The organism is Niveispirillum sp. (genome assembly GCF_017996735.1).
In the GTDB taxonomy this organism is placed as follows: domain Bacteria; phylum Pseudomonadota; class Alphaproteobacteria; order Azospirillales; family Azospirillaceae; genus Niveispirillum.
In genome coordinates this window covers 38,761-45,625 of the sequence record NZ_JAGOGJ010000047.1, presented here as the reverse complement: position 1 = coordinate 45,625, position 6,865 = coordinate 38,761, and the positions used below count along the sequence as shown (strand labels likewise).

Here is a 6,865-nt window from a genome sequence, read left to right as displayed (position 1 = left end):
TCCGCCAGACCAACAATACCGTGGCCGGCCTGGCCGAAGCCGCCGGCAAAATTGGTGCCGTCGTCCAGTTGATCCAGGATATTGCCGGGCAGACCAACCTGCTGGCGCTGAATGCCACGATCGAGGCCGCCCGCGCCGGAGAGGCCGGCAAGGGCTTCGCCGTCGTCGCGTCGGAGGTCAAGGCACTGGCCAACCAGACGGCCAAAGCCACGGAGGAGATCGCCGCCCAGGTCTCTTCCGTCCAGCAGGCGACCGACAGTTCCGTCACCGCCATCCGTTCCATCGGCACCACCATCCAGTCCGTCTCCGAAATCGGCGCCTCCATCGCCGCCGCCATGGAACAACAAGGAGCCTCCACTTCCGAGATCAGCCGGAACGTCACCCAGGCCGCCACCGGCACGCAGGAGGTTTCCGCCAACGTCGCCCAGGTGACAGAAGCCGCCGCCCAGACCGGTGCATCCGCCACCCAGGTCCTGGGCGCCGCCAAGGAACTGGCCCAGCAATCCGAACATCTGCGCGCACGCGTCGAAAAATTCCTCGACGATATTCGCGCCGCGTAAGCCCTGACGCGTAAAATTCAATATGCCTATGGGTAATATCGCTTGACAGCGATATTACCCATTTCTTTTACATCAATAGCAAAATTGCAGTATTTCTTAGTTTTTCAAGCAAGAAATCCAGCAATGGTAACGGCTTCTGGGCACCGATTTCCGAATGCCGATGTGATTGGCGCGCGCCCTTCACTCCATTTATGACCTGTTCTGCCTAAATTTTAGGCAAAACGGCAAAGCGTGCGGGGATGCAAGGGTCGCGCAACGTTGCGGGCCGGTTGACCACAAGCTTATCCACAGGTCCTGGGGAGATCACCGCGAACTGTGAGCAACCTCACTTTCGCCATGATCGCTTTGCCGATAGGGTGGCCGCCATATGTCACCAACCCGTCGTTGCAAGGATATCCGACGATGACCATCCAGCTTCATGCCTGGCCCACGCCGAACGGTTACAAGGTTTCCATCGCGCTTGAGGAGATGGGCCTGCCTTATGACGTGCATGCGGTGAATATCGGGGCCGGGGAGCAGTTCCTGCCCGATTTCCTGAAGATCGCCCCCAATAACCGCATGCCGGCCATTGTCGATCCCGAAGGACCGGAGGGCAAGCCGCTGAGCCTGTTCGAAAGCGGCGCCATCCTGATTTATCTGGCGGAAAAGACCGGGCAGTTCCGGCCCAACGATCCCGCCGTCTGGTACACCCATATCCAATGGCTGATGTGGCAAATGGGCGGCGTGGGGCCGATGTTCGGTCAGGCCGGGCACTTCATCCTCTATGCCCCGGAAAAGGTGCCCTATGGCATCGAGCGTTACCGGAACGAGGCCAAGCGCCTGCTGAAGGTGGCCAATACACGGCTGGGTGAAGTCGCCTATCTGGGCGGCGATGAGTATGGCATCGCCGACATGGCGACCTTCCCCTGGGTGCGCAGCGCCCCGAAATACGATATCGACCTGAACGAATATCCCAATGTCCAGCGCTGGTTCAACGCCATCGCCGCCCGTCCGGCCGTGCAGCGTGGCCTGGGCCTGCTGGCCGACAAGGTGAAGCCGGTTGGCGCCCCCCTGTCCGACAAGGAAAGGGAGAACCTGTACGGCAAGAAGTGAGGGGCTGATTTACTGCCAGGGCCGCGCCCCCGGCGCGGCCCGCACTGTTTCCACCCTGATGCCGTCCCCGCGCAGATAAAGTGCGTGGGCACCCCTCGCCGTCACCTGATCCAGACCGATGACCAGGGGCACGCCGCAAACTTCGGTGACCTGTCCCGTCAGCAATGCGTCGGCGCCCGAGCCGCAGAGCGGCCCCACGGCGTCCGCTGACAGGGCGATGGCGATGGTCCGGCTGTTGAGACGGTAAAGGCAGGAATCGGGCCGGTCACAGGTCAGCCGTCCATCCCCCGTGCCCGGTTTGGGCCAGGTGCGGGGCGCGTCCACCCCGTCCCGCTTCGCCCATTCATCACTGTCGAACCGGCCGGCGCGGCGGGTGGAGACGGTCAGCCCGCCATCGGCCAGCCTGACGCCCACCACCTTGCCATCGTCGGTGATGCGTAGGTCGGGATGCGGCGTCAGCGGCAGGAACAGCAACCCTGCCGCAATACCGGCCAGACCCAGCAGCCGCACCCGCCCCTGCCACAGGCAGAGCCACAGACCTGACAGCGTCGCCACAGCCAGCCCGGCAACGGGCAGCAACGGCAGATGGATGGCGGCTCCCGGCATGCCCGCCACCCAATGCGCCGTCCATATGATCCACTCCACCCCCCAGCCCATGGCAGTGACGGCCCAGCCTTCCAGGCCGAACGGCATCAGCAGGTAGATCACCAGACCCCAGGGCATGACCCAGAAACTGGTGATGGGTACCGCGATCATGTTGGCCAGCAGGCCGTAATTCTGCATTTGCTGAAAATGGTGCAGGCCGAAGGGAATGGTGGCGACACCCGCCACCAGGGAGGTGAGAGACAGGCTGCCTACATAGGTCAGGCCCTGGCCCAGCCAGCCGCGCCCCCCTTCCCGGCGCCGTGCCGCCATCCAGGGGGTGATCACCTCGAACGCGGCGATCAGGGCCACGACGGCGGCGAACGACATCTGAAAACTGGGCCCCACCATGGCGTCGGGTTGCACCAGCATCACCGCCAGCGCCGCCACCGCCACCACCCGCAGGGAGAAGGGATTGCGATCCACCAGGATGGCCAGCAACATCACCCCGGTCATCAGCACCGACCGCTGCGTGGGCACGGGCGATCCCACCATCAGCATGTAGAAGATGGACGCCCCCAGCGCCGCCACCGCCGCATATTTCTTGATGGGCTGACGCAGGGCCAGCGCCGGCCACAGCGCCATGCCGCCCCGCAGCAGAAAAAAAACCAGCCCCGCCACCAGGGCGATATGCAGGCCGGAAATGGACAGCAGATGCTGCAATCCCGATTGCCGCATCGCCACCATATCCTCCTCCGGGATGGCACTGGGCTGGCCGTTCAGCAGGGCCGTGACCATGCCCGCGGCGGCGGCATCGGGCAGCCGTGCCGCCACACGCTCCGCGATGACATTGCGCCAATGTTCCAGGGAGAAGCCCCCTTCCTCCGCCCCGCCCCGCCGCTGCACGGCCCCCAGCGCGAAGCCGGTGGCGCCCACACCCTGAAAATAAAGATGGCGGCGAAAATCAAAGGCACCGGGCTCCACGGGCGAGGAAGCCGGCCCAAGCCGGGCGAACAGCCGCACCCGTTCCCCGATGACCGGCACCACCCGCATGTCGCGCACCGATATGCGCACCAGGCGCGGCGTGTCGGCGGCGTCTAACCCCGCCACACGCATATCGGTCAGGAACAGCCGCATGCCGGTTTCCAGCCTGTCGATCTGCACCACCCGCCCCGTCACGCCGACGGGACCGATGCCGGTTTGCAGCAGCGGGGCCGCGACCAGGGCGGTGCGCACCTGTGCCGCCGTGAAGCCCAGCGGCAGCGCCACCAGCAGGATCCAGGCCGGCAGTCCCCAAACCGGCCAGCGGACCTGAACAACAACGGCCAGCAGCAGCGCACCACCCAGCAGGGCCGCGCCCGCCCATGACGGCGGTTCATGGTCCAGCGAGAAATAAAGGCCGATGCCAACGCCCAGCAGGACGGGAAACCAGAGGACCCAGCGGCCGCTTTCGGCCAGCAGCGCCGCCGCCAGCCGGGAAAATCCTGTCCACCGCCCGACCCCATGCCACCACATGCAGCCACTACCCCCTGGGTTTCCCGACTACAAGTAGATGAAAATCACCGATGTTTCACCCGTTGATTTGGCGATGGGAAGCCGGCATTCCATCCCGTGCGGCACCGCCACAACCGACAATGCCAGCCATGGCAGGCACGGTGCGGCTGGCAAGGGCCCACCCACGACTTTTTAAGGGGGGAGTGTCCCCGGCCCGGCGCTGTTCACGGGCAGCAACGCTGTGCTACATCAGCCCGCAAACAATCATTCCCCCGCTCGGGATCATAAGAGTTCTGCGATGATCGTCACCCGTTTCGCCCCCTCGCCCACCGGTTACCTTCATATCGGCGGCGGCCGCACGGCCCTGTTCAACTGGCTGTTCGCCCAACATCATCAGGGCAAATTCCTGCTGCGCATTGAGGATACGGACCGCGCCCGTTCCACCGATGCCGCCGTGGAGGCCATACTGGAGGGCCTGAAATGGCTGGGCCTGGAATGGGACGGCGAAGCGATCAGCCAGTTCGAGCGCAAGGACCGGCATGCCGAGGTGGTGGCCGAGATGCTGGCCAACGGCACTGCCTATCGCTGCTACTGCACCCCCGAAGAATTGGACGCGATGCGCGAGGCGCAGAAGGCCGCCGGCCAGCAGCCACGCTATGATGGCCGCTGGCGCGACCGCGACCCGTCCGAAGCCCCCGCCGGTGTGGCCCCCGCCATCCGCCTGAAGGCCCCGCGTGAGGGCGAAACGGTGGTGAAGGACCATGTGCAGGGCGAGGTGAAGGTGCAGAACAGCCAGTTGGACGATCTGATCCTGCTGCGTTCCGACGGCACGCCCACCTATCTGCTGGCCGTGGTGGTCGATGACCACGATATGGGCGTCACCCATGTCGTGCGCGGCGACGACCACCTGACCAACACGTTCCGTCAGCTTCAGATCTACAACGCCATGGGCTGGGCGGCACCGGAATTCGCGCATATCCCCCTGATCCACGGGCCGGACGGGGCCAAGCTGTCCAAGCGCCACGGCGCCCTGGGCATCGAGGCCTATCGCGACATGGGCTTCCTGCCGGAAACCATGCGCAATTATCTGCTGCGCCTGGGCTGGGGCCATGGCGATGCAGAGATCATTTCCACCGCACAGGCCATCGAATGGTTCACGCTGGAAGGGATCGGCCGCTCGCCCTCGCGCCTGGACTTCGCCAAGATGGAAAACCTGAACGCGCATTATATCCGCGAGGCGGATGATGCGCGTCTGGTCACCCTGACCACGCCCTTCATCGAGGCCAGAATCGGCCGCGCCCTGTCGGATGTGGAAAAGGACCGGCTGCTGCGCTCCATCCTCGGCTTCAAGCCGCGCGTGAAGACGCTGCTCGAACTGGCCGACGGGTCGCTGTACCTGTTCGCCGCCCGTCCGCTGCCGCTGGATGAGAAGGCCGCCAGCCTGCTGACGACCGACGTTCGCAGCCAGATCGGGGCGCTGGCGGCCAAATTCGCCGAAGCGGCCGAATGGAAATCCGGCACCCTGGAAGCCATCGTCCGCGATTTTGCGGAAGCGAACGGTTTGAAGCTGGGCAAGGTGGCACAGCCGCTGCGCGCCGCCCTGACCGGCACCTCTGTTTCCCCTCCGATTTTTGAGGTGGCGGAAATTCTCGGGCGTGATGAGAGTTTGTCGCGTTTAGAAGATATCAAAAACCATGGTTAAAACAGTGCTGTTGCGTTGCACTCGCTGCGGCGCGGCACTAAACTCCGCCCCACTTTCAAAAACAGGGCGATGACCCCTAACGAAACCCTTGAGGACGTGCCGACATGAGCCAGACAACCCAGACGGCGGGCGATGGAACCGCCGATACGGTGACCCTGATCGACAACCGGACCGGCAAGAAGATTGACTTGCCTATCCTGAAGGGCTCGACGGGGCCGGATGTCATTGACATCCGAAAGCTCTACGGCGCCACCGGTTGTTTCACCTATGATCCCGGCTTCACGTCGACCGCGTCCTGCGACTCGGCCATCACCTATATCGATGGTGATGAAGGCGTGCTGATGCATCGCGGTTACCCGATCGAGCAGTTGGCCGAACATTCCGACTTCCTGGAAACCTGCTACCTGCTGCTGCATGGCGAGTTGCCGAACGAGGCGCAGAAGGTGGAGTTCGAGGCCACCATCACCCGCCACACGATGGTGCATGAACAGCTTACGCAGTTCTTCCGCGGCTTCCGCCGCGATGCGCACCCGATGGCCGTGATGTGCGGCGTCGTCGGCGCCCTGTCGGCCTTCTATCATGACAGCACCGACATCAACGATCCCAAGCAGCGTCTGATCGCATCGCATCGCCTGATCGCGAAGATGCCGACCATCGCCGCCATGGCCTACAAGTATTCGGTCGGCCAGCCCTTCATGTACCCGCGCAACGACCTGGGTTACGCGGAAAACTTCCTGTACATGACGTTTGGTGTTCCTTGTGAGCCGTATAAGGTGAATCCGGTCATCGCCGACGCGATGGACAAGATCTTCATCCTGCACGCCGATCACGAGCAGAACGCCTCCACCTCCACCGTCCGTCTGGCCGGTTCGTCGGGTGCCAATCCGTTCGCCTGTATCGCCGCCGGTATCGCCAGCCTCTGGGGCCCCGCCCATGGTGGTGCGAACGAGGCCGTGCTGAAGATGCTGGAAGAGATCAAGACCGTTGATCGCATTCCGGAATTCATCGCCCGCGCCAAGGACAAGAACAGCGGCTTCCGCCTGATGGGCTTTGGCCACCGGGTCTATAAGAACTATGACCCGCGCGCCAAGGTCATGCAGCAGACCTGCAAGGAAGTGCTGACCAGCCTGGGCATCAAGGACGATCCGCTGCTGGACATCGCGGTGGAACTGGAGCGGATTGCCCTGTCCGATCCCTACTTCATCGAGAAGAAGCTGTACCCGAACGTCGACTTCTATTCGGGCATCATCCTGAAGGCCATCGGCTTCCCGACCAGCATGTTCACCGTGCTGTTCGCCCTGGCCCGCACCGTTGGCTGGATCAGCCAGTGGAAGGAGATGATCGAGGATCCCGGTCAGAAGATCGGCCGTCCGCGTCAGCTCTACAAGGGTCAGACCACCCGCGACTATGTCCCGGTCGAGAAGCGTGGCTGAGC

Annotated in this window: 5 protein-coding genes; 4 read left to right on the top strand and 1 reads right to left on the bottom strand. The window is 63.7% G+C overall.

Going from position 1 to position 6,865, the window contains the following annotated elements; genetic code table 11:
- Together KBA48_RS16040 and KBA48_RS16035 are read left to right on the top strand one after the other, a co-directional pair.
- A partial coding sequence (locus KBA48_RS16040; protein WP_292908134.1) for a methyl-accepting chemotaxis protein occupies positions 1-560 on the top strand: 560 nt, incomplete at its 5' end.
- 402 nt (positions 561-962) lie between these two features.
- Positions 963-1,652 carry a glutathione binding-like protein gene (locus KBA48_RS16035; RefSeq protein ID WP_292908133.1) on the top strand — a complete coding sequence of 230 codons (690 nt, stop codon included), beginning with the start codon at positions 963-965 and terminating at the stop codon, positions 1,650-1,652.
- A gap of 9 nt (positions 1,653-1,661) precedes the next feature.
- Here the strand turns inward: KBA48_RS16035 and KBA48_RS16030 are convergent, their stop codons facing one another.
- The gene (locus KBA48_RS16030) at positions 1,662-3,749 is read right to left on the bottom strand and encodes a ComEC/Rec2 family competence protein (protein ID WP_292908132.1); all 2,088 of its coding nucleotides are present in this window, start codon (positions 3,747-3,749) and stop codon (positions 1,662-1,664) included.
- Between the two features lie 277 nt (positions 3,750-4,026).
- Here KBA48_RS16030 and gltX point away from each other — a divergent pair, with 277 nt between their 5' ends.
- Positions 4,027-5,430: a glutamate--tRNA ligase gene (gene gltX, locus KBA48_RS16025; protein ID WP_292908131.1), complete on the top strand. Its 1,404-nt coding sequence runs from the start codon at positions 4,027-4,029 to the stop codon at positions 5,428-5,430.
- Positions 5,431-5,534: 104 nt separating this feature from the next.
- A complete protein-coding gene (gene gltA / locus KBA48_RS16020) occupies positions 5,535-6,863 on the top strand; it encodes a citrate synthase (protein ID WP_292908130.1) in 1,329 nt (442 codons plus the stop codon).
- The last annotated feature ends 2 nt before the right edge of the window (positions 6,864-6,865 follow it).